Source organism: Streptomyces sp. NRRL S-1813 (assembly GCF_000719605.1).
Classification (GTDB): Bacteria; Actinomycetota; Actinomycetes; order Streptomycetales; family Streptomycetaceae; genus Streptomyces; species Streptomyces decoyicus.
In genome coordinates, this window is the sequence record NZ_JOHB01000014.1 from 1 (window position 1) to 19730 (window position 19730).

At 68.5% G+C, this 19730-nt stretch carries 19 protein-coding genes; 9 read left to right on the top strand and 10 right to left on the bottom strand.

The genetic code is table 11. The features are described from left to right. Positions 1-88 precede the first annotated feature (88 nt). The 5 genes from IF67_RS0120830 to IF67_RS0120850 form a co-directional block, all read right to left on the bottom strand. On the bottom strand, positions 89-835 hold the full coding sequence (locus IF67_RS0120830) for a response regulator (protein ID WP_063754371.1): 747 nt from the start codon (positions 833-835) through the stop codon (positions 89-91). 61 nt (positions 836-896) lie between these two features. Further along, positions 897-2042 carry a sensor histidine kinase gene (locus tag IF67_RS0120835; protein WP_078889537.1) on the bottom strand — a complete coding sequence of 382 codons (1146 nt, stop codon included), beginning with the start codon at positions 2040-2042 and terminating at the stop codon, positions 897-899. 82 nt (positions 2043-2124) lie between these two features. After that, positions 2125-3285: an aminotransferase class V-fold PLP-dependent enzyme gene (locus IF67_RS0120840; protein WP_234341213.1), complete on the bottom strand. Its 1161-nt coding sequence runs from the start codon at positions 3283-3285 to the stop codon at positions 2125-2127. A 26-nt stretch (positions 3286-3311) separates the two neighbouring features. Next, entirely contained in the window at positions 3312-3719 is a 408-nt protein-coding gene (locus IF67_RS0120845; RefSeq protein WP_030987789.1) for a RidA family protein, read from the bottom strand. 110 nt (positions 3720-3829) lie between these two features. Next, complete coding sequence (locus IF67_RS0120850) at positions 3830-5077, bottom strand: MFS transporter (RefSeq protein WP_051818351.1); 1248 nt, start codon at positions 5075-5077, stop codon at positions 3830-3832. Positions 5078-5535: 458 nt separating this feature from the next. Between IF67_RS0120850 and hemA the strand changes: the two genes are divergently transcribed. The 3 genes from hemA (at position 5536) to IF67_RS0120865 (ending at position 8906) form a co-directional block, all read left to right on the top strand. Continuing rightward, on the top strand, positions 5536-6780 hold the full coding sequence (gene hemA / locus IF67_RS0120855; protein WP_267959226.1) for a 5-aminolevulinate synthase: 1245 nt from the start codon (positions 5536-5538) through the stop codon (positions 6778-6780). Positions 6781-6815: 35 nt separating this feature from the next. Then, on the top strand, positions 6816-7868 hold the full coding sequence (locus tag IF67_RS0120860; RefSeq protein ID WP_051818354.1) for a hydroxyacid dehydrogenase: 1053 nt from the start codon (positions 6816-6818) through the stop codon (positions 7866-7868). Between the two features lie 240 nt (positions 7869-8108). Continuing rightward, a complete protein-coding gene (locus IF67_RS0120865; RefSeq protein ID WP_063754374.1) occupies positions 8109-8906 on the top strand; it encodes a UbiA family prenyltransferase in 798 nt (265 codons plus the stop codon). A 342-nt stretch (positions 8907-9248) separates the two neighbouring features. Here IF67_RS0120865 and IF67_RS0120870 read toward each other — a convergent pair whose 3' ends face one another. Continuing rightward, a complete protein-coding gene (locus tag IF67_RS0120870; RefSeq protein WP_030987799.1) occupies positions 9249-9782 on the bottom strand; it encodes a MarR family winged helix-turn-helix transcriptional regulator in 534 nt (177 codons plus the stop codon). Between the two features lie 249 nt (positions 9783-10031). Here IF67_RS0120870 and IF67_RS0120875 point away from each other — a divergent pair, with 249 nt between their 5' ends. Next, the gene (locus tag IF67_RS0120875) at positions 10032-11102 is read left to right on the top strand and encodes an alkene reductase (protein ID WP_030987801.1); all 1071 of its coding nucleotides are present in this window, start codon (positions 10032-10034) and stop codon (positions 11100-11102) included. A gap of 49 nt (positions 11103-11151) precedes the next feature. Here the strand turns inward: IF67_RS0120875 and IF67_RS0120880 are convergent, their stop codons facing one another. Beyond that, the gene (locus IF67_RS0120880) at positions 11152-11514 is read right to left on the bottom strand and encodes a hypothetical protein (protein ID WP_030987802.1); all 363 of its coding nucleotides are present in this window, start codon (positions 11512-11514) and stop codon (positions 11152-11154) included. Further along, a complete protein-coding gene (locus IF67_RS0120885) occupies positions 11514-12077 on the bottom strand; it encodes a DUF6232 family protein (RefSeq protein WP_030987804.1) in 564 nt (187 codons plus the stop codon). The genes IF67_RS0120880 and IF67_RS0120885 overlap by 1 nt, the downstream gene beginning before the upstream one ends. Positions 12078-12638: 561 nt before the next feature. On the opposite strand from IF67_RS0120885, the gene IF67_RS0120890 reads away from it, so the two are divergent. The 5 genes from IF67_RS0120890 to IF67_RS43795 all read left to right on the top strand — a co-directional run bounded on the left by IF67_RS0120890 (position 12639) and on the right by IF67_RS43795 (position 17228). Further along, positions 12639-13265 (top strand): hypothetical protein, encoded by a 627-nt coding sequence (locus IF67_RS0120890; protein ID WP_324608889.1) that lies wholly within the window; start codon positions 12639-12641, stop codon positions 13263-13265. Between the two features lie 91 nt (positions 13266-13356). Beyond that, the gene (locus tag IF67_RS45995) at positions 13357-13542 is read left to right on the top strand and encodes a hypothetical protein (RefSeq protein WP_030987809.1); all 186 of its coding nucleotides are present in this window, start codon (positions 13357-13359) and stop codon (positions 13540-13542) included. A 597-nt stretch (positions 13543-14139) separates the two neighbouring features. After that, positions 14140-15333, top strand: coding sequence for a hypothetical protein (locus tag IF67_RS0120900; RefSeq protein WP_030987812.1), 1194 nt, complete (start codon positions 14140-14142; stop codon positions 15331-15333). Between the two features lie 362 nt (positions 15334-15695). Further along, a complete protein-coding gene (locus IF67_RS0120905; RefSeq protein WP_030987815.1) occupies positions 15696-16040 on the top strand; it encodes a hypothetical protein in 345 nt (114 codons plus the stop codon). 234 nt (positions 16041-16274) lie between these two features. After that, positions 16275-17228: an SCO2400 family protein gene (locus IF67_RS43795; protein ID WP_158713131.1), complete on the top strand. Its 954-nt coding sequence runs from the start codon at positions 16275-16277 to the stop codon at positions 17226-17228. Positions 17229-17515: 287 nt separating this feature from the next. Here the strand turns inward: IF67_RS43795 and IF67_RS0120915 are convergent, their stop codons facing one another. Together IF67_RS0120915 and IF67_RS40385 are read right to left on the bottom strand one after the other, a co-directional pair. Then, on the bottom strand, positions 17516-17977 hold the full coding sequence (locus IF67_RS0120915; RefSeq protein WP_030987817.1) for an FtsX-like permease family protein: 462 nt from the start codon (positions 17975-17977) through the stop codon (positions 17516-17518). 11 nt (positions 17978-17988) lie between these two features. Further along, positions 17989-19590 (bottom strand): protein kinase domain-containing protein, encoded by a 1602-nt coding sequence (locus IF67_RS40385; protein ID WP_051818363.1) that lies wholly within the window; start codon positions 19588-19590, stop codon positions 17989-17991. Between the last annotated feature and the right edge of the window lie 140 nt (positions 19591-19730).

Here is a 19730-nt window from a genome sequence, read left to right on the forward strand (position 1 = left end):
ACCGCAAGCTCGGCCGCAACCAGCTGCGCATCGCGATGTTCCCGGCCATCGACCCGACGGACATCGAGGCCCTCACCGCCTGCGTCGACTACGTCATCGAGCGTCTCCGCTGAGCCTGAAGGGGGGAGCGTTCGGGTACGGGGCGTTCGGGAGTCACAGGATAGGGGAGCAGGGCGGCGGCCACTCCCTTGTTGTAGGCATCAATACGCGAAACCGCGCCCATCTTCTGGAAGATGTTCCGCAGATGGCGTTTTACCGTGCTTTCGGTGATGCCCAGACGGGTGGCGATCTGCCGATTGCTGAGTGCCACTCCCACGTAGGTGAGGATCTGCAACTCCCGTCGCGACAACGGGCCTTCCTCTGTCAACGGGACCCGCTCGCCGACGCTTTCCTGGGCGATGTTGTCGTGCCTGGCCCCTATGAAGGTTTCACGGGAGGCAGAAATGGTGATGCGGTCGGTGGGAGCACCGGCGCCGTTGATGGCGGAGACCAACTCACTCCGGGTCACGTCCTTGTGCAGAAACCCTTTGATTCCCTTTTCCACCAGCGCATGCACCAGTGCCGCATCACCATCGTGCATGGTAAGCACGATGACCTGAGTGTCCGGAGATGCCTCCAGGATTCGTTCGACCGTCACCGGCGGGTCGTTGTACGGCATCTCGATATCCAGCAAAACGAGATCGGGCCGGAACTCCCGTACCGCCTCGACCACTTCATTTCCGTCGCCGGCCTCGGCTACCACCTCGAACCTATCCTCTAGGTGCAGAACTTCCGCGAGTGCCCCACGCAGTAACGCGTGATCATCAGCAATAACGATACGAGTAAGCTCGGCCATGACGGCCCTTCCCCCTGCCCTACTTCAACCGCTTCTGACTCCACTCTCCCGCTCCTCAGCGTTATCGGTGCCCAGCCCCTCCCAGGGGACGGGTGTACGGGATGTGGAAGACGACCCGGGTTCCTCTCCCCGGGGCGCTGGTCCAGCGTGCCCGCCCGCCCAACTCAGCGACTCGTTCACGGACAGACGAAAGACCGGAGGCGGTACCCGAGCCCAGTACCGCGGCCACATCGAATCCCTCGCCGTCATCCTCGACGGATGCGTTGATCTCATGTGGGGCGATATCAATGGCCACGTTCACCAGAGACGCTTTGGCGTAGTTGAAGGTATTCCGCAGACATTCCCGAAGCACCACGAAGAGTTCGCCACGGAATTTCCGGTCCATCCACTTCTCGTCGCCGCTCACCGTGATGCGAGCCTTCGGCGAGACGTAGTGCGCGTTGACCAGGAACTCCTTGAGAGATGCCTCAAGGCCGGCCCGCGGAGTGGACACGCGGAGATCGCCGACGAGTTTACGCGTATAGAGCAGGACTTCCTGGATCGACGAGTAGGCGTCCCGCAGCCGTTTCCCAGGTACTCCGTCGAGTTCCTGCGCCTCGTGCAGCTCCAGGCAGCGCAGTGTCATGGCGAGCGAACTGCCGAGATGGTCGTGGATATCCCGGGCCAGTTGCAGCCGGTCGTCGGAGTTCGCGTTCCTGACCTTCATGAGGAGGAAGGTGTCATACCCCTGCATCGCCGACTGGACGCGGAAGTCGGCGCTGCTGTTGTAGGCCCGCATGACGCGTACGAGCAGCTGATCGGCGATGTCGCCGGGGATGTGGAGCGCCGCGCGGTGCGCGTGTTCCAGGAAAACCTCGAAAAGCACCGTGCATGCGTGGAAGGAGTAAGCGGGGTGCACACCGTCGAATGCGCGGCGCCGGCCAAGCTCCATCGACTTGATGCGCGCCCGCTCGTCGGGCCGCTTCCAGTCACGCTCGACGGAGGAAATGCAGTCGCTGATGATGGCATTGGCCTGCGACTCGCACTCTTCCCAGTGCGGCGACTTGCACAGGGCGCTTCCCTCGGCCTGGAGCGCCTCTCGATAGGCGTGCAGCACAGCCTTGCGGCTCGCCTCCAGCGACTCCGCCATCTGTGCGGCATAAGAAGTCTCGCGGTTCGGAGATCCGTCCGAGGCCGTTACGTCGCGGGACTCCTGGTCATCTGCCATGGCTGCGGGAGTCTACCGCGCGTCGTTGTCCCGGTCCTAGCCGTCCGGGACAACAACGCACTGACGGACTGTATGAGCCTGATCACGCCTGGTGCAGCGCCCTGCGTATCGCCGCCAGTACGGCTGCTACGTCCGCACGATCGTTGAAATAGTGGAAGCCCACCCGGAGCCGATCGGCCAGCGCGGTAGCACGTATTCGGCTCGCGGCCAGCTCTTTGGCCATCCGCGCGGCGTCGTCGGTCCGTACCACCGCGATATGCGACTGCGGGCCGCTCGCCGCCCGGGCTATCCCCATGGCGCACGCCTCGGTCAGAAACTCGTCCGCGAGAGCGAGGCAGTGCTGCTCCACCGCGGTGGCGTCGAGCTCGCTCATCAACCCGACGGCCGCGCACGCGCCGAGCCAGGAGAACCAGGCGGGCGAGGTGTCACAACGCGCGGCACCCGGCGCCGGGTCGAGCCGGCCGCCGAAGTAGGCGTGCGGAGCCTGGGAGGACTTCCAGCTGGGCATGAGCGGGGCCAGGCCGCACAGCCGATCCGGGCGTACGACCAACCAGGCGGCGCCCCTCGGAGCCACCATCCACTTGTAGCCGTGCACCGCGAGGTAGTCCGGCCGCAGCGCGGACATGTCCAGGCGCAGTGCCCCCAATGACTGGGTGGCGTCCACGAACAGGCGCGCGCCCACCGCATCGGTTGCCTCCCTCAGGGCAGGCAGGTCGGCCCGTACGCCGTCCCGGCTGAGCACTTCGCTGACCGCCAGTAGCACGGTCCGGTCGTCGAGGGCGGCCACCAGGTCCTCCGTCCGTACGGCGCCGTCGCGCGCCGGAACGGTCACCACCTCGTACCGCGTCGGGTCCAGTTGCAGCCACGGCAGCAGATTGCTGCGGAACTCGCAGGCGGGGACCACGATGCGGCCGGGCTCCAGGGCGGCCGCGACAGTGGCGGCGGCCTCGGCCACCGAGGCCATGGTCGCCACGGAGGACACCGGAACGCCGAGGTAGCCGGCAAACAGCGAACGGCAGCGGGCCGCCGCGCCGTCCCAGTCGAGCCAGTCGAACTCCCCGCTGCGCCAGTCCGACAGGAAGTTGCCCAGCGCCCGGTTCACCGGCTCGGCACCGGGGGGCGAGCCGGGTGTGTCCAGCCAGGTGATGTTGCGCAGGGCGGGGAACTGCGCCCGGAATTCCGGCTGACTCATCGCCTCCGCGGACACCATCGGCTCGGAAGACACCATCGGCTCGGAAGACACCACCGACTCCCGCTGCCTTGCCGCGGTCATTTCGGAATCGCCACGATTCCCTCGATCTCCACGGACAGTTCCGGCTTGGCGAGCGCCAGCACCACGGCCAACGAGTGCGCGGGAAAGTTCCCCTCCGGGAACCAGTCGGCGTACACCGCGTCGCGCGCCGCGTAATAGCCGCGCAGGCAGCTGATGCCTGCGACGAAGCTGGTCAGCTTCACCAGGTCGCTGGGTTCTGCCCCGATCGAGGCCAGCAGCACCCGGATGTTCGAGAAGATCTGGCTGGTTTGCGCGGCGACGTCCGGCCCCGCGAGCCCACCGTGGGGGAGGGTACCGACCTGGCCCGCGATGTGGATCTGGCGGTAGCCGGCCGGGACTTCGGTGAAATGGCTGTACTTACCGACCGGGGCGCCGATGACGGACGGATTCCAGGCGCGTGCCATGGCTGTCTCTCCAGAATGCGGGGGAATGGGCGGTGAAGTGAAGCGGTGGGCGGGCTCCAAGGCTCGCGCCGAGGTACGGCTCCTTGCTGATACGAGTCCGTGCGCCCGGTTCAGGAGCGAGGCGCAGAGGGCGCCTTGCGCGTGATGAAGACGAGCACCGTCGCCGTGAGCAGGACGGCGGCCAGCACATACATCAGGAGGCTGAAGCCGCTGCCGATCAGGGCCCCTACGAGCTGCGGGCCCAGGCTCGCGCCCACGAAGAAGCAGAACGTGCACAGCGACAGGGCCGTGCTGCGCGAGGCTCCCGAGCGCTCGCCGACGGTACCGACCATGGCCGGGGTCGCGACGGTGATCGCGGCGACGAAGATCAGCAGCAGGACGGCAAGCCCGCCGGTGCCCGGGTTGAGGATGCCGGTCACCAGGGCGACCAAGGCGGCGAGCAGCAGTGCGAAGGCCACTCGGGGTGCGTTGGGAATGCGGCTCAGCCAGGGCGTGAGCAGCGGGATGATGATCATGGCTGGAAGTGAGCTGGCCCGCAGGGCGAGCAGTGCCTGATTGTCCTCGACGATGCCGCCGAGCTGAATTCCCGTATAGACAGCGACGAATGAGCCGAAAACGGCAGGCGTGGCCAGGTAGAGCAGTCGCAGCCCCGGGGTGGACACGACCTTCGGGATGGAGCGGTACGCGGCCAGCGGCGAGGTGCCGTGCGGCGGGCGGTCCGCCACCATCACCGCGCGCAGTGCGAACGCCATGATGCCGAAGGCGATGGCGCCGGCGATGAAGACCGCACGCCAGCCGAACGCGTCGGCGATGCTCTGTGCGGCGACCTGGCCGACCACCGCGGAGGCGAGGAACGACGTGGTGATCGCGGTCGTGGTGACCATCCGGCGCTCGGGGGCGATGCGCTCGGCTATGTACGACAGCACGGTGGGGGGGAACGCCGCGACAGTGAGGCCCTGTAGTACGCGCAGGGCGATGCCCGGACCGAGGTCGGGTGCGCAGCCGACCAGCAGGGTGGTGACGGCCGTGGCTGCAATGCCGGCCACGACGATGCGGCGGTGCCCGAAGCGGTCGGCCAGCGGACCGAAGATGACGAAGCCGCCCGCGTACCCGAAGCCGAAAGCGCTGGCCATCCAGGTCAGCGACGAGGTGCTCGCGCTCCAGGCGCTCGCCATGGCATCCATCACCGGGATCACGGCGTACATCTGGCCGGTCGCCAGAATCGCGGTGATGACGAAGACGACGAGGCTACGGCCGAGCGGGGCGTAGTCCGACGGTGCTGTTTTCAGGCCGGCGGACGGCGCGCCCGGAGAATCGGCAGGACCGGACTTCCGGTGCCGGCTCACATCCCTGTCCATCGCTTGCGTATTTCCGTCTGGCATGAGGTCCTCCCAAATGCAGTGGGAATCACAGGGAGCGGATCGTGTTCCGTGCGCCCCACGAAGTAGTGCGGTGCTGCCCGGCTCGGCTCGGGATGATGCGTCGAGCGCAGCGACAGGACTCTAGGGGCACCCCTGCGGATGAGGGAAATGAATCCACTGCCCCACCTATACGGAAACTGCATAAATCACGGGCGCGCGCCCAGGTCTTTTTCATGAGCCGCATAGATGACACTGGAAACGCATTTGCCGCTATGCCCACCGGTCGTTAAGTTCGCTGCACCCGAGAGGCTTATTGACCCGCCAGGGATTGTTAAACATTGCAATTCTGAACAACTGGTCATGCGGATGGATTGTCCGCACCCTCTTCCCCAGGGTCCGCTCTGAAGACCGTCCGTGACGGGTACACCGGAGCGCGCCCTCAACCTGTGGAGGAATTGTTGTACGACTACCGTGGATTCTTTGCGGCCGAGATCGAGGCACTCAAGGAGCGTGGCGGCTACCGGACTTTCCTGGACATCGAGCGCCAGGCAGGCAGCTTTCCGCACGCTCTGTGCTACGGACCGGATAACGGCCGCCGGATCAGCGTCTGGTGCAGCAATGACTACCTGGGCATGGGGCAGCACCCCTTGGTCCTTGAGGCCATGCGGAAGGCGATCGACGACTCGGGCGCCGGCAGCGGCGGCTCCCGCAACATCTCGGGAAACAACCACTACCACGTCCTGCTGGAGGAGGAACTGGCCGATTTACACGGGACCGAGGCCGCTCTGATCTTCCCCTCCGGCTACGCGGCGAATGACGCGGCGCTGACCGTACTGGCCGGCCGGCTGCCCGGTTGTGTGGTTCTCTCCGACGAGCTCAACCACGCGTCGATGATCGCGGGCATCAAGCACAGCGGCGCCGAGAAGCTGATCTTCCGCCACAACGACGTCGACCACCTTGAGGAGCTGCTGGCGGGGACGGACCCATCGCTCCCCAAGATCGTCGCGATGGAGAGCATTTACTCCATGGAGAGCGACGTCGCCCCGTTGGAGCGGATCTCCGAACTCTGCCGTGAGTACGGCGCCTTCACCTACCTCGATGAAGTGCACGCCGTCGGCATGTACGGCCCTCGCGGCGCCGGAAAGGCCGCTGAGATGGGTATCGCCGACCGCTTCGACGTCGTGCAGGGCACCCTGGCCAAGGCGTTCGGCATCGCCGGCGGCTATGTCGCCGGCCCTGCCTCCGTCATCGACGCCATCCGCAGCTTCGCCTCGGCCTTCATCTTCACGACTTCCCTTCCACCCGCCGTAGCGGCCGGCGCGCTTGCCGCGGTCCGCCACCTCAAGCGCTCGGACCACGAGCGTACGCAGATGAAGGCCAAGGCCAAGCTGCTGCACAGCCTGCTGCGCGACCGGGGCATCCCGGTGGTCTCCGAAGAGGCGCACATCGTGCCCGTTCTCGTCGGCGACTCCCAGAAGTGCCGCGAGGTGGCGGCCGAGCTCATGGACCGCAACGGCATCTACGTGCAGCCGATCAACTCGCCCAGTGTGCCGACCGGTACGGAGCGCCTGCGGGTGACACCGACGCCGCATCACTGCGAGGACCAGATCCACTGGTTCGCCAACGCCCTGGACGCCGTCTGGACCCGGGCCGGGCTGCCGCGCGAGCGAACCACATCCCTGGCCGGCACAGCCCTGTGACCGTATCCACCCGCAACTCTGGAGAACGAACCGATATGAATCCGTTCGACGGGAACGGCAAATACCATTCCTCCGCAACCGGCAAACCCGTTGTCCTCGTCGCCGACCCGCTGCCCTCCGAGACCTTGGCGGGGCTGAAGGGCTACGAGATCCGGCACTGCGCCGGCAGCGATCCGCGCGCGCTGCACGAAGCGCTTGGGGACGCGCACGGCCTGCTCATCCGCAGCGGCACCCAGGTGGACGCCGAGGCCATCGCCGCCGCCCCGAAGCTGAGGGTCATCGGGCGCGCCGGAGTGGGCCTGGACAACGTGGACATCGCGGCCGCCACCCGAGCCGGTGTGCTGGTGGCCAATGCCCCGCACTCCAATGTCCTCAGCGTCGCCGAGCTGACCGTCGGCCTCATCATTTCCTCGCTGCGCAAGGTGTACGCCGCCGGTGCCTCGCTGCGTGCGGGGCGCTGGGACCGGGCCGCGTTCAAGGGGAGCGAGCTGGCCGGCCGGACCGTGGGTATCGTCGGATTCGGCAACGTCGGCAGGCTTGTCGCCCGCAGGCTCGCCGGATTCGACGTCACCTTGCTGGCCTATGACCCGTATGTGCCGGCGGAGGACGCGGCGTTACTCGGTGCGCGCCTGGTCGAGCTGGACGAGCTGATGTCCACCAGCGACATCGTGACCGTCCACCTGCCCAAGACCCCGGCGACCGTCGATCTGATCGGGCGGCGCGAACTCGGCCTCGCCAAGCACACCATGCACCTGGTCAACACTTCCCGTGGCGGGATCGTCGACGAGGACGCCCTGCTGGTGGCTCTCCTGCAGGGTCGTATCGCCGGCGCCGCCCTGGACGTGTTCGAGGTCGAACCGGCCGTGGGCTCCCCCCTGCTGGATATCGACTCCGTCACCGGCACACCGCATCTGGGCGCGAGCACCGCCGAGGCGCAGGACCGGGCGGGCCACGAGGCCGTCCAGGCCGTACGGGCCGCTCTCGAAGGGGAGCCGGTCCGTTACGCGGTCAATGCCGCCGAGGTGATCGACGTCATTGCCCGTACGCCCCTGCCCGCAGCCGAGCCCCTGCCCCTGCCCGTCTCCTAACCGGAATTCCAGCCCCCGTAACAGGAGATACATCGGCCCGGACAGGCATGGGGTATCCAGCCGTCCGGGCCGATGGACGAATGCGACTCTTTGATCATGTCAGTTTTAACAAGGCCAAGACCCACGCCCATCGCGATTACGCGGCGTCAGTCCGTCCTGAAGACCTTGACACTGTGCCTGCGGGAATCCAGGCTCTCGGTCCAGATCGTCTTTCTGCTGCGTTTCACCGTGGCATTCCTGATGAGTACGAACTCCCCGGATTCAGCCGCAGGCATCCCCCCCTTCCTTGCCGCCGCGCTCGCCTGGGGGCTGGCCACCACCTACGTCTATCTCGTCAACGGAGTGCACGACGCCCCGGAAGACCAGCTGAACCAAAATGGCCGCCCCATCAGCAGGGGAGAGCTGAGCCCCCGTAGCGCCAAATTCGTCTCCTGGGGCCTGGCGGCCGTGGCTCTGCTGATCGCCACGCTCGTCGAAAGCTCGCTCTTCCTCGTCCTGATCGCCGCACAATTGCTGTGCGGATTCGCGTACTCCGCACCGGGCGTAGCCCTCAAGAGCCGCACCTCGACCACCGTGCTCGCCGTCCTGCTCCTGGGGGGACTGACCTTCGCGGCCGGCCGGCTGAGCGGCGGCGGCACGGGAGACGCCTGGCCGGTGATCGTCTTCGGCGGCGCGCTGACGCTCTGGATGGGAGCCGTAGGCGCCCTGGTCAAGGACCTCTCCGATGTACGGGGCGACACCGCTGCCGGACGGCGCACGGCGCTTGTCTTGTGGGGCGAACGACGGGCCAGGACGGTCTGCGCGATCACCCCCATCGCGGTCGCCCTGCTCTACCTCGCCACCGCCTGGCTCACCGCCCCCATCCTCCTCCCCTCCGCCGTTTTTCTGCTGGCGGGGGCGATCGTCACGTCTCGACTCGTCCGGGCCACCTCCTCCGACGAACCCCGCAGCCGCAGCCGCCTCCCGTACAGGGCATTCATGTGCACCCAGTACGGAGCCGGCCTCAGCCAACTCGCAATGGAGTTGTTCGCCCGCTGACGCCACGAGGCCGGCGTCCCGTCGCAGCGCCCACCGGCGCCGGGCGGGCCCCGTTGAAGATGCACCCCCACTCAACGCCCCTCCGACTGCGTTTCCGTAGCCGGAGGGGCGTTGCCTGCCGTAGAGCGATCGGCGATGTGCTCGCGGGTTTGGAGTAGTGCCGGTGAGCGCACCGCTTTGGCCGGGAGAGGGCCACGAGGCCAGGCCAGGCGGCGCACAGCCATCCGGGAGCTGTTGGACGTAGAGATTCCAGGGTGTCGACAACATTGCAGTTAGTCACTGATGGGCCGTCAGTTCCCTTTGCCCGCATCTCATTTGTTATTACCACAGCCGTCGAGGAGGCTACTTCTCCCCGCATGCTCCGTCGGGGTCGGCGGCAGCCTTGACGAGGTTCTGTTCCAGGCGTTCGAGGGTGTGCAGGGCGGCGGTTCGCTCGTCGGGGGAGAGGCCCGCTGTGGAGAGGTCCTCCAGGTGGCTCCAGACCTGCTCGACCTCGCGGCGCAGGGCGTGGCTGGCGGCAGTGGGTTCGATGAGTGAGGCGCGCTTGTCGGTGGGTGAGGGGCGGCGGCGGACGAAGCCGGCCTGCTCCAGGCGCCGGACGGTGCGGGTCATGGTGGCGGCGTCGGAGTCCATCAGCCGCACCAGGTCGGCCTGCCGCTGTGCGCCGAGTTCCCACAGGTGCATCATCACCAGCTCCTGGCCCGGGTGCAGGCCGATCCGGCGCAGTAGTTGTCCGGCGAACATGCGGTGCAGGCGGGCCAGGCGGAAGATCGCGTGACTGACCGGCCCGCCACCGGCCGCGGCCGGCACCGGAACGGTGACCTCCTGCTCCGCCCCCGCGGGACCCTTCCCGGCTTCCGGTGTGGACTGCGTCATCGGAACCTCACTTTCCTGCCTAGGCAGCCTAAGCCTACCTTCTAGCGCGATACCTGGTGGCGCCTAGGCCATCGCCAGGGCGCATGCGGGCAGGCAGCAACGTGTTACGTACTTCACATGGGAAGGCGGGAATGGGTTCGGGATGTTTACCTGTTCGAGCAGGTGATTTACTTGTTCAGGCAGGCATCTGCTGGTGCGGGCTCGTGAGGGCCCGGCCGCGGAGCACTACTCACCCGGAGGAAGAGACCCATGACCACTGCTTTCGACCCGATCGTCCTGGGCGGCACGCGCCTGGCGAACCGTCTCGTGATGGCGCCGATGACCCGCAGCCGCGCCTATGGTCCCGGCGCCGAGCCGACCGCGCTGATGGCGGCGTACTACGCACAGCGGGCGGCCGCCGGGCTGATCGTCACGGAGGGCATCCAGCCCTCGCCGGTGGGCCAGGGCTACCCCGACACCCCCGGCCTGCACTCGGCCGGGCAGGTGCGGGCGTGGCGGACGGTGACCGACGCCGTGCACCGTGAGGGCGGTGCGATCTTCGCGCAGCTGATGCACACCGGCCGGATCGGGCACCCGAGCCTGCTGTCCGACGGGCTGATGCCGGTGGGGCCGTCGGCGGTGGCCGCCGAGGGGCGGGTCTTCACCCACGAGGGGCCGAAGGAGTTCGTGACGCCGAAGGAGCTGAGCGAGGCGGAGATCCGGCAGACCGTCGCCGACTTCGCCGACGCCGCCCGCAACGCGGTCGAGGCCGGGTTCGACGGCGTGGAGCTGCACGGCGCCAACGGCTACCTGATCCACCAGTTCCTCGCGCCCAACACCAACCACCGCACCGACGCCTGGGGCGGCACCACCGAGGGCCGGATCCGCTTCGCCGTCGAGGTCGTCACCGCCGTCGCCGAGGCGATCGGCGGCGACCGGGTGGGCCTGCGGATCTCGCCCGGCAACCAGTTCAACGACATCGCCGAGGACACCCCCGACGAGGTCTACCTCGCCCTGCTGGACCGGCTCGCCGGCCTGGACCTGGCCTACCTGCACCTGATGGAAGGCCCGAACCGCGACCTGACCCCGCGGCTGCGCAAGAACTGGCCCGGCACGTTCGTCCTCAACCCCTTCACCTACCCCGACGCCACCGGCCCCGACGCGCTGGGTCTGATCGAGGACGGGAGCGCGGACATGGTCGCCTACGGGGCGCTGTTCCTGGCCAACCCCGACCTGCCCCGGCGCCTCGCCTCCGGCGGCCCGTTCAACGACCCCGACAAGGCCACCTTCTACGGCGGCGACCACCGCGGCTACACCGACTACCCCACCCTCACCGCCTGAGCGTGCGGAGTCGGTGCGTTCGCGTCGGGCGGGTCCTCTCCCCAGGGGCTCACTTCGCGCCCAGGAGTTCGAGGACGTTGTTGACGGCCTGGACGATGGGGGTGCCGAGCGTGCCGACGGTCGCGGCGATGCCCGCGACGGCGAGCAGGGCGCGGTGCCGCTCCTGCGGTGGGACGTCCGACTCGGCCCGGAGTGCCGGCAGCGCGACGTCGAGGGCGTCGGCGCTGGCCGGCGGGACCTGGGCGCGCAGTTCCTGGGCCAGGACGAGGAGCGCGCCAAGGGCCTCTTGGACGGCCGGGGGCAGCTCCTGGGCCGGAGTGACCCGCTTGTCGATGCCGACGTTGCCCGAGCCGCCGTGCATGGCGACGTGGTCGCCGCCGCCGAAGTAGTAGTGCTGGTCTCCCCCGCTCATCAGCTCGCCATCCCTACGTTGCCGGTGCCGCCGTACATGTTGACGTTGTCTCCGAAGTAATAGTGCTTGGGACTGATCGTGAGGGTGTCCACCCGCACCTCGAACTCCGCCTTCGGGTTCTCGATCGCGTCGGCGATCTGCTGGGCGAGCCGCCGCAGGTGGTCCCGGTCGGGGCTGGTCACCACGGCAGTGGAGGGGCCGGACGTCTCGACGACCAGGACGTAGTGTGACGGCGCGCCGAGTACCTTCAGCATCTCCACGAGGCAGTAGCCCAGCGCCGCGAGCGCGACGATCACGACGAGAGCAGTGAGGCCGGTGGCACCGCCGCTGCTGGAGGAGTCGATCAGGCCGGCGAGCAGGCCGAGGAGCGTCGTCACCGCCCCCATGATCAGCAGCCGCTTCGCAAAGAGCAGGACGGCGTCCTTGCGCCGGGGGTGGATGGTGAGCGTGTGCACCCGGGCGATGTTCTGGAGCGGGTAATAGGCGTCACCGACCCAGAGCAGCCGTCTGCTGACCCGCAGGCTGACCTCGATGACCGGCTGTGCCGAGACCGCCGGTGGCACATCGGGATAAGGGTCGGCCGTGGGCGGTGGGGCGGCCGGTGGCGGCGGGGCAGCCGGTGGCGGGACGGCCGGCGGTGGGACGGCCTGCGGTGACGAGTCCCCGGGTGTGGGTAAGTCGTCGGCAGGCGTTTTCCACGCCTGTCCCGACGGGCCTGCTGACGTCATGCGAAGTCCCCCTTGGTCAACCTTGCCGAGTGAAGTCCAGCCACCTCGTCGCGTCTCACTGACGCACGCGCTTCACTCGGAAAAGTGTTACCACAGCAGGGTGTTGGCAGTCCGTGACATGGCGTCACGCGATCGTCCTTGGCCTCGCCCTCAGCCGCGTCCCCTCCATGCCCGCCAGCATGGTCAACTCCGGTCACGAGGGGCGTGACGGGGCACCGTCGGACGATTCGCGACAAGCAGCGCTTCAGGCCTGCTCACGGCGGTGATGCCGGCGGCGGCAAGCGCGCTGCGGTGCGCAGCCGCACCGCATTAGCCGTCCATTAGCGGAACGCCAACTCGATCATGGAAGCTGATGATCATTCAGGAGAAGGACGAGAGAGACGAGAGAACAGAGCAATGGGCGACCCGATGAACACCGCCACCACCAGCCGATTCCGCGGCCGCGCCGGCCGCCGCATCGCCACCGCCGTCGTCGCCGCGGCGGCGTTGGGCCTGGGGGCCACGGCCTGCGGGGAGGGCTCCGGGACAGCGGGCGCCTCGGGCTCCTCGGCCGCGTCCGACTCGCAGCACGCCTCGGCCTCGGCCCAGTCCACGAGCGGCTCCTCCTCGGACCACTCCGGCTCGCAGGGCCAGGACGGCGGCAAGTCCGCCAAGGCGTCGTCCGCCGCCAGGACCGGCAGCACGTCCGCCCCCGGCAGGGGCGGCGTCGCCCACGCGGGCAACCACCGCACGATCGTCGGCACACTGGAGTACCTCGCGCCCGGCAAGCTGATCGTCAAGCCCCAGGGCGGCGGCACGGACCAGGCGTTCTTCGTCGCCAACGCCACAACGGTCCTCGGCGCGGCCGCGATCTGCTCCGACGACGAAGGCAGCGTGTCCCTCGGCGATGACGGCTACGGCACCTCGAAGTGCACCGTGGAGCAGTTGGAGAAGGCCGCGAAGACCGGCAGCGTGACCGTCCGCGTCACCATGAACCCCAAGTCCGGCGCCGGCGAGACGGTCGAGGAGAAGTACCACCCGTAAGCCCCTCCGCACCCCGCGCCACGCGCGCCCGGGAGCCTCTCCCCGGCCTGTCATCGCGAGCGAGCGTGCCCCAACTGATCAGTTGCTGCCGGTGAGTTCACCCCTGAGCGTCCTGTGGAGGTCGGCGCTGGGCTCGTTCAGGCCGACGATCTCGGCGGACTTGCCGCGCTGCCTTGCGGCGCAACAGCGGGTGGCGGACCTGCACACCCAGCTCGCACGGGCGGAGGAATTCGCCGGCACGCTGCGCGAGCGCCTCACCGGTGCTCGCGCCCGGTAGGCCGGCCTCCGGTCAACCAACTGTCCTCACTGTCCGACGGCACCCCTGCTCCCGGGGGGAGGCGTCCGCCGGAGCCAGGGAAACCCGCCCGCAAGTTCCCACCGTCCCGCCGTGCCGTTCGCCCGCGTCCACCGCGCAGGGCCGGCGTGGCAGCCGTTGTTAGTGAGGCGTTACCGGTGCGCTAGCGATCTCCGTGAGAGTCATCTGCATCCAAGGGCGTTGGGTGAGGGCCGCCGAGGCCGTCAGCTTTCTGCCCCGCCTGTTGAACGGGGGAGCAATACATGCAGAACACGACGATGGATCACGTGCGCATCACCAAGGCTGACAGTCCCCCGGCGCGGCGGTGGGGTTGCGGGGCAGCACGAACGGCTGTGTTCTCCTTTTCGGACTTAACCATCGCGTAGTGCACTGCGGAGTCCGGGCTCCCGGGGCCTTTCCCATGGCTTCGGAGAATGAATCGCCCGCCACCCTCCATTGAGCGCTCTCCTTCTCGGGGTCGCAGCGGAACCTCGGTATCCGCCTCCCCGCCTCTCTGGGCTTCCCGCTTCTCCGGACGCCCACATGCCAGAACTTCGAACGAATGCGATGGGTACCGTTATGCGTAAATTCAGCCGTCGGGGCATATTTGGACTCGGGGTAGGAGCGGCTGCCGCGCTCTCCGTCGCCGGCTGCTCGGGCTCCGGGTCGTCGGCCTCCGGCAAGGTCGGGACCAAGGGAAAGACGGCGAAAAGCAAGCCGATCGGGGACGGTTCGACCGCGTACACCGGAAAGCAGCCGAACCAGCCGCCCGCACCGGAGAAGCTGAAGCCGGGTCAGAAGCCGCCGCAGTTCGTCGTCTTCTCCTGGGACGGGGCGGGCGAGGTGGGCAACGGCCTCTTCCCGCGGTTCCGCAAAATCGCCCGCGACCACAACGCCTCGATGACCTTCTTCCTTTCCGGGCTGTATCTGCTGCCCGAGTCGAAGAAGCGCCTGTACCGGCCCCCGAACAACCCCGTCGGCGCCTCCGCCATCGACTACCTCACCGATGACCACATCAAGGAGACGCTGAAGAACCTGCGCGCGGCCTGGCTGGAGGGCCACGAGATAGGCACCCACTTCAACGGCCACTTCTGCGACGGCACCGGCACGGTCGAGCACTGGACCCCCGCCCAGTGGGACTCCGAGATCGAGCAGGCCATGGACTTCGTCACCAAGTGGCGTACGAACACCGGTTTCACCGACCTCGAACCGCTTCCCTTCGACTACAGCAAGGAACTCGTCGGCGGCCGTACGCCGTGCCTGAAGGGCCAGGAGAACCTGCTGCCGACGGCCAGGAAGCGCGGCTGGCGGTACGACGCCAGCTCCCCCGGCGGCCTCCAGGTCTGGCCCACCAAGAAGCAGGGCCTCTGGGACTTCCCGCTCCAGTCGATACCGTTCCCCGGCCACTCCGAGACCCTCTCGATGGACTTCAACCTGATGTTCAATCAGTCGAAGAACTCCACCAAGGGCCCGCCGGCCAACTACCCGGGCTGGCGCAAGCAGGCCACCGACGCCTACATCGCCGGGTTCCAGCGGGCGTACGAGACGAACCGGGCCCCCTTCTTCGTCGGCAACCACTTCGAGCAGTGGAACGGCGGTATCTACATGGACGCCGTCGAGGAGGCGATCAAGCACATCGGCGACGAGAAGCACAAGGACGTCCGGATGGTCTCCTTCCGGCAGTTGTGCGACTGGCTCGACGCCCAGGACCCGCAGGTCCTCGCCGATCTGCGCGGACTCGGGGTGGGGCAACAGTTCACGGGACGGGGCTGACGGCACCGGGAGCCGGGAGGGGCCCAACCCTCCGGGGGCCCACCCCGCCCCAGCCGCCCACTCGTGGCTCACTGACGATGGCCGGCGGAAGGCCCGCGGGCGGGCGAGCGGGCGGAGTGGTATCAGAATTCTGACTGGCTCCGACTTGCGGCATTTTGACGTCCGGTGCGGCCCGGGAGGGAATCCGCGCGACCCCGTATGGAATCCGTGTGGAGCCCGTGTGGAATTCGGACACCGGCGTTCTCGATGATGATCAAAGCGTGCGGGCGAACCCCGAAACCGATATGGAATCGAAGGTTTGAAAGTGGTTTTGCGCACTCGCGCGAGGCAAGTAAGGGGGCATGAACAGCCCCCAGGAACCCATGCCCCTGAACGACCCCTACCGCCCCTATGACCCCCCTCAGGACACTCGCAGGCGCAGCCGGGACGGCGCCGGAGCGGACCGGACGGCCTTGGTCATCCACACGATCGCGGACATCGCCGCAGGCTTTCTGGGCCTGTGGATCCTGCTGTACCTGCTCGACGCGAACCAGGGGAATGTCTTCGTCGGCTTTGTGCACGGCACGGCCGACTGGCTCGCCGGCTGGTCCCAGGACATCTTCACCATGGACCTCGAAGGCATGCGGGTTTTCCTCAATTATGGCTTGGCCGCAGTGATTTACCTTCTGATCGGTCATGGGATCGCTGCGTGGATACGTCGCCTCTGACCGAATTCCGAGTGAGCGCTGTAGTCAGCACACCCAGCCCCTCATCCCGGGATTCGTCGTCACATGTCCGGAGTGGTGAAAGGCAACGGCAAGGAATCTGCACCGAAGCGTCACACCATCTTCGTTTTGGGAGCGGCGGGTACCGTTAGCGTTACTGCCCGCTCGATCCCGCGTGCGAACTCATTTCAGGTCGCCGGCGTCCTTGGCGGCGCAGTCAGCACAGAAAGATCGAAGATGGACTACTGCTCGTCGTGCCGCCGGAGTCTCAACGGGGCACTCGTGTGCCCGGGATGCGGGGATTACGCCCCGGATATAGCCCCGCCCACCCATCGCCACCACCGCGCGACGACCGCTGCCGCGACGTGGAAGGCATGGCGTGCGGAGGAAGCCGCCGGCCTCGGACCCCATGAGAGCGCTCCTCATCAGAGCACTCCGCATCCGGGCACCCAGCCGTTCGATGCCGCGCCGTTCAGCAGCGGTGCGTCCGAGAAGGACCCCTTCGGCAACAAGGACCTCTTCGGCAACAAGGCTCCCGCCGCGCAGGACGTGTCGGCGGACGCTGCGGACGCCGGTGTGGCCGATGGCTCCGGAGGTGCTGCGGCTACCGGGCAGGGCCGGGCGGCTCGGCGTCGGCAGCTGGCACGGTGGAAGAAGCACCGGCGCCGGGCCGTGGCCGCGACGGCCTTTGCCCTGGTCGGCGGTGGCCTGACTGCCTCGCTGCTCCAGAACAAGCCGTCCCCCGGCCATGCGCAGGCGGCCTCGTCGCCGGAGCCGGGGAGCGTGGGCTCGCCCCGGACGGAGTCCGCCGCCTCGGCGTCGGAGCAGCCGGACACCGCGGCCTCGCAGCATCCGGATACGCACCCGCACAACACGGCCGCCCGGCAGCAGCACACCACCCCCGCCGCGCCGCCCTCTGCCGCCACACCCCGGCAGGCGCACTCCGCCGCCCCGGCACATCCCGCAGCCTCCCCGAGCGCGGCACCGCACACCGCCACGCCCGCCTCGACCAAGAAGGCGCCCGTCGACCACACCGGTGTCGCGGCACCCTCGGCGTCGACCGCCCCCGGTTCCGCCGGAAGCTCCGACGCAGGTACCTCGACCGCGCCGACCACCCCGTCGGCCGATCCCACCGAAGATCCCACCTCTCCGGCGCATGTGTGCCTGCTGGGACTCGTCTGCGTCAACTGAGGCTCCGACGGGCGCCGAGCACCGAGCGCCGACTGAAGCAATCACTGAGGAACCGCTGAGAACCGCTGCGAACCGCTGCGAACCGCTGCGAACCGCTGCGAACCGCTGGGGAAAGCGCTGAGGATTCGCCGGGGACGCGCTGACGGAGGCGCTGAGGGTCCGCTGAGCACCCGCTGACGCCGCCGCCGGCCGAGCAGCCGGCGGCCGGCAGCCGGACCTGGGCGTACGGGTGGCCGCTGAGCGGCCGGCGGCGCCCACGGGCGCGGCCAGCACCGGCCGCTGTTCCGCTATTCCGCCGACCGGACGGCGCGTACCGGGCGCACGCGCAGCACCAGCACACCGGGGACCAGCAGCCCCAGCACTCCCAAACCGGCGCATCCTGCCGCCACCTGGGCCAGTGCCCCCCAGGGCAGTGGGGCGGGCGCTGTCAGATACGGCGCAATCCGGGCCGACAGCCCGGCGAGGAAGACCGTGATCACCAGCCCTGCCACCAGCAGTCCGCTCAGCACCACGACGACCGACTCCCACCCCAGCATGCGCAGCAGTTGAGCCTTGGTGCTGCCGGCCAGCCGCAGGGCCGCGAACTCCTTGCGGCGCTGCCGGGTGGCCAGGAGGAGGGTGTTGAGAATGCCCAGGGCCGTGTAGACGAGCAGCGGGGTCATGAGGATGCGCATGCCCACCGCGTTGTTCTGCTGCTGAAGGTCGGGCCGGCGGGCGGGACGCGACGGGCGCCGGAGCCACTCCGCCACCTCATCTCCCATTATCGGCGGGCGTGTTGGTCTGCCGCCCCCCGTGCGCGTCGCCGGCCGGTGGGGAGGTTCTCCGACGGCTTCGGGAGGGCGGGGGCGCTGTGCGGGGCAGCGCGGTGTTCCGAAGCGGCCGGCCGGATGCGGGACTTGAGGATCTGGGCGCCGAGGGCGAGGGGGACGCCCAGGAGAAGGACGTAGAACACGGCGATCTTGCGGAGGTCGTCGAGGAAGAACCAGACGGATGTCAGGGCGGTGAACCAGAACGCCACGAGGGCGAATCCGCCCGTGCCTTCGTCCTTGTATCCGGCGGCCAGGCACACTGCGGCGACGATGCCCAGGACCAGGGCGATGATGACGTAGTGGGTTTCCCAGCCGACGCTGCCGCGGGCGAGCTCGGACCAGGTGGCCACGGCCTCCGCCACCGGGCCCCAGACCACCGCGCAGGCGAGCCGTGCCGACCACAGCAGGAACACCGCACCGGCGACGGCGGCGAGCAGCGCGACCCGGTTGAACTGGCCGGCCTCGATCATGTCGGTCCGGGATATCACCAGGGAGAGGAAGCAGCCGAGGAGGGCGACCGCGCCTTCGGCCGTCGGCCGGAAGACCACCCGGGCCCCTCTCCGGCGGGCGGGCTGTGGCGCCTCCGGCCCGCTCCCGGAGGGCGCGGGGGAGGCGACGGCGGCCGGGGCGGGTTCCCTGACGGCCGGGTCGAGTACGGCCGGGTCGAGTGCGGCCCCGTCGAGTGCGGCCGGGTCGAGTGTGGTGGGGGTGCGGACGGGCGGAGCCGGGGTGAGGGGCCGGGAGGCTTCGCCGAGCGCCTGGTGCATCGTGGACGCACTCGCGAAGCGGTCCTCCCGGTCCTTGTGCAGCGCCCTGGCGATCAGCGCGTCCATGGCGGGCGGCAGCTCCGGGCGGAGCCGGGAGGGAGGCACCGGTTCCGCGGCCAGATGCTGGTGCATGACGGAGAACGGGGAATCGCCGGTGTACGGGGGACGGCCCGTCAGCAGCTCGTAGAGCAGACAGCCCACGGCGTAGAGGTCCGTACGGTGATCGGTCCCGCCGCCGTTGATCTGCTCCGGGGCCAGATAGGCGGGGGTGCCGACGGCCACGCCCGTGCCGGTCAGCCGGGTGGCCACCTCGCTCAGCGCCTTGGCGATGCCGAAGTCGACGACCTTGACCCTGCCCGTACCGGTGAGCATCACGTTCGCGGGTTTGATGTCCCGGTGCACGATGGCGTGCCGGTGGCTGTGCTCCAGGGCCTCCAGCACCTGGCCCGTGAGGCCGACCGCCTGCGCCACCGGCAGCACGCCGTCCTTGAGGACGTGGCTGAGGGTTCTGCCTTCCACGTACTCCATGACCAGATAGGGCTCGGCGGCACCGCCACCGGCGTCCTCCCCCACGTCATGCACGGTGGCCACACCCGGGTGGTTGAGGGCGGCGGCGGCGTGCGCCTCGCGCTGGAACCGGGTGAGGAACTCGGGCTCCAGCGCCAGCTCGGCGGAGAGGGTCTTCACTGCGACGGTACGGCGCAACCGGTGGTCCACGGCCCGGTACACCTTTCCCATCCCGCCGTGCCCGAGCTGCTCCACCAGCTCGTACCGCTGCCCCAACATCCTGTGCTCCACCGGGTTCCTCCAGGGACCGTCCACACGCCAACACGTACGCGGGAAGACGTACTGGAGTGCGAGCGGGTTCCTCCGCGGGTGCGGGGCGGGTTCATCGGCGTAGGTGAGGCCTAAATGAGGCCGTATGT

Coding starts and splice junctions, on each gene's coding strand:
- IF67_RS0120830 (WP_063754371.1), bottom strand. CDS start 835: ATGGCCGAGCTTACTCGTATCGTTATTGCTGATGATCACGCGTTACTG.
- IF67_RS0120835 (WP_078889537.1), bottom strand. CDS start 2,042: ATGGCAGATGACCAGGAGTCCCGCGACGTAACGGCCTCGGACGGATCT.
- IF67_RS0120845 (WP_030987789.1), bottom strand. CDS start 3,719: ATGGCACGCGCCTGGAATCCGTCCGTCATCGGCGCCCCGGTCGGTAAG.
- IF67_RS0120850 (WP_051818351.1), bottom strand. CDS start 5,077: ATGGACAGGGATGTGAGCCGGCACCGGAAGTCCGGTCCTGCCGATTCT.
- IF67_RS0120860 (WP_051818354.1), top strand. CDS start 6,816: ATGAATCCGTTCGACGGGAACGGCAAATACCATTCCTCCGCAACCGGC.
- IF67_RS0120865 (WP_063754374.1), top strand. CDS start 8,109: ATGAGTACGAACTCCCCGGATTCAGCCGCAGGCATCCCCCCCTTCCTT.
- IF67_RS0120870 (WP_030987799.1), bottom strand. CDS start 9,782: ATGACGCAGTCCACACCGGAAGCCGGGAAGGGTCCCGCGGGGGCGGAG.
- IF67_RS0120875 (WP_030987801.1), top strand. CDS start 10,032: ATGACCACTGCTTTCGACCCGATCGTCCTGGGCGGCACGCGCCTGGCG.
- IF67_RS0120880 (WP_030987802.1), bottom strand. CDS start 11,514: ATGAGCGGGGGAGACCAGCACTACTACTTCGGCGGCGGCGACCACGTC.
- IF67_RS0120890 (WP_324608889.1), top strand. CDS start 12,639: ATGGGCGACCCGATGAACACCGCCACCACCAGCCGATTCCGCGGCCGC.
- IF67_RS0120900 (WP_030987812.1), top strand. CDS start 14,140: ATGCGTAAATTCAGCCGTCGGGGCATATTTGGACTCGGGGTAGGAGCG.
- IF67_RS0120905 (WP_030987815.1), top strand. CDS start 15,696: ATGCCCCTGAACGACCCCTACCGCCCCTATGACCCCCCTCAGGACACT.
- IF67_RS43795 (WP_158713131.1), top strand. CDS start 16,275: ATGGACTACTGCTCGTCGTGCCGCCGGAGTCTCAACGGGGCACTCGTG.
- IF67_RS40385 (WP_051818363.1), bottom strand. CDS start 19,590: ATGTTGGGGCAGCGGTACGAGCTGGTGGAGCAGCTCGGGCACGGCGGG.